General features: G+C 74.2%; 1 protein-coding gene and 1 pseudogene. One reads left to right on the top strand and one right to left on the bottom strand.

What is annotated here, in order from left to right; genetic code table 11:
- Nucleotides 1-1,004: pseudogene (locus tag JNW87_RS38445) on the bottom strand (protein kinase); the annotation flags it as partial.
- Nucleotides 1,005-1,171: 167 nt separating this feature from the next.
- Between JNW87_RS38445 and JNW87_RS38440 the strand changes: the two are divergent.
- Nucleotides 1,172-1,561 (top strand): Rv2175c family DNA-binding protein, encoded by a 390-nt coding sequence (locus JNW87_RS38440; RefSeq protein ID WP_109805191.1) that lies wholly within the window; start codon nucleotides 1,172-1,174, stop codon nucleotides 1,559-1,561.
- Nucleotides 1,562-1,688 lie beyond the last annotated feature (127 nt).

The raw sequence follows: 1,688 nt of genomic DNA, 5'->3' as shown, positions 1-1,688 counted from the left end.
CCCAGGCGGGCCGCTCCGCGGGGCGGACGGCGGCCACCGCCATGGTCGGCTGGGACATCGGTGTGGTGCCGTCGCCGAGCTGCCGCAGCACGGTGGTGTGCGAGTTCGCGTTGCCCAGGTCGTCCCGGGCCACCTGCACCTCGGCCAGCAGCGCGCCGGCGTCGGCCGGGCGCGCCCCCGGATCGCGCCGAGTGGCCCGGGCGACCAGGTCGTCGAGCGCCGGGGCAGCCCGGGTACCAGCGTCGAGGGGGTTGGCACGTCCCGGTCGACGTGCTGCCAGGCCACGTCCACCGGCCGGTCGCCGTCGTACGGGACCCGGCCGGTGAGCATCTCGAACAGCACGATCCCGGCCGAGTAGACGTCGGTGCGGGTGTCCGCCCGACCCTCGGTGACCAGCTCCGGGGCGACGTACGCCACGGTGGCCATCAGCTGGTTGCCGTTGTCCTCCTCGGCGCTCGCCTCGACCGCCCGGGCCAGCCCGAAGTCGGCCACCTTGACGACGCTGTCCACCAGGTTGGCCGGCCGCCGGTGGGCGCCTCCGCGACCAGGACGTTCTCCGGCTTGACGTCGCGGTGCACCAGGCCGGCCCGGTGGGCGGCGGCGATCGCGGCGAGCATCTGCTCGGCGATCGCGAGCGCCTCGTCCGGGTTGAGCCGGCGCCGCTCGGCGAGGACGTCGCGCAGGGTGCGCCCGCGGACGTACTCCATGACCAGGTAGGGGAGGCCGCCGTGGGTGCCCTGGTCGTAGACCGCGACCACGTTCGGGTGGGTCAACCGGGCGATGGTCTTCGCCTCGTCGGTGAACCGTGCCACGAAGCCCGCCATCCGGGCCCGCGCCTCGGGGGCCTGGGTCGGATGAATGATCTTGACCGCCACGGTGCGCTCGAGGCGCTCGTCGGTGGCGGTGTACACGGTCGCCATGCCACCACGGGCCACGCGACCGCGAATGCGGTAGCGCCCGTCGATCAGCGAGCCCAGCAACGTGTCGGCGACCTGTGTGTCCATCGGCAGGCAGTCTATGTGTCGGGAGGGTGAAGGTTGAACAGGATGCTACAGCCGGGTTCCGACCTGCCCTGTCCCGCCGCGCTCGCCCCGCCCGCCGGACGCCTGGCCGCCGCGTCGACGGGGGTGCCGTTGCCCGGTCCGTACCGGGCACGTGGCAGGGTGGTCGGGTGACCGATTCCGTACCCGCCGACCAGGCCGCCACCGGCGCGGACCTGCCCGGACCGACCGACCCGGCCGCCTGGCTGACCCTGCCGGACGTCGCCGAACGGCTCGACCTGTCGATCAGCAAGGTCCACCAGATGATCCGGGACCGCGAGCTGCTCACGGTGCGCCGCGACGGGGTCCGCCGGATCCCCGCCGACCTGGTGGCCAACCGCACCGTGCTCAAGCACCTGCCCGGCGTGCTCAACCTGCTCGCCGACGCCGGCTACGACGACGAGGCGGCGCTGCGCTGGCTCTACGAGGAGGACCCCAGCCTCCCGGGCACCCCGGCCGTCGCCCTCGGCGGCGACCTGGCCCGCGAGGTCAAGCGCCGCGCCCAAGCCCTCGGCTTCTGACCCACCCCGGCCCGCGTCGGCCCGCGTCCCGGCCCGCGTCCCGGCCGGTTGATCATAAGTTGCCGGCGACACCGTGTCGTGACAGCAACTCATGATCACCGCGGGCGCGTGGGCCGGGGTGGTGGGC

The sequence above is a fragment of the Micromonospora sp. ATA51 genome (assembly GCF_016802855.1).
In the GTDB taxonomy this organism is placed as follows: Bacteria; Actinomycetota; Actinomycetes; order Mycobacteriales; family Micromonosporaceae; genus Micromonospora; species Micromonospora sicca.
This window is presented reverse-complemented; position numbering and strand designations above follow the sequence as displayed.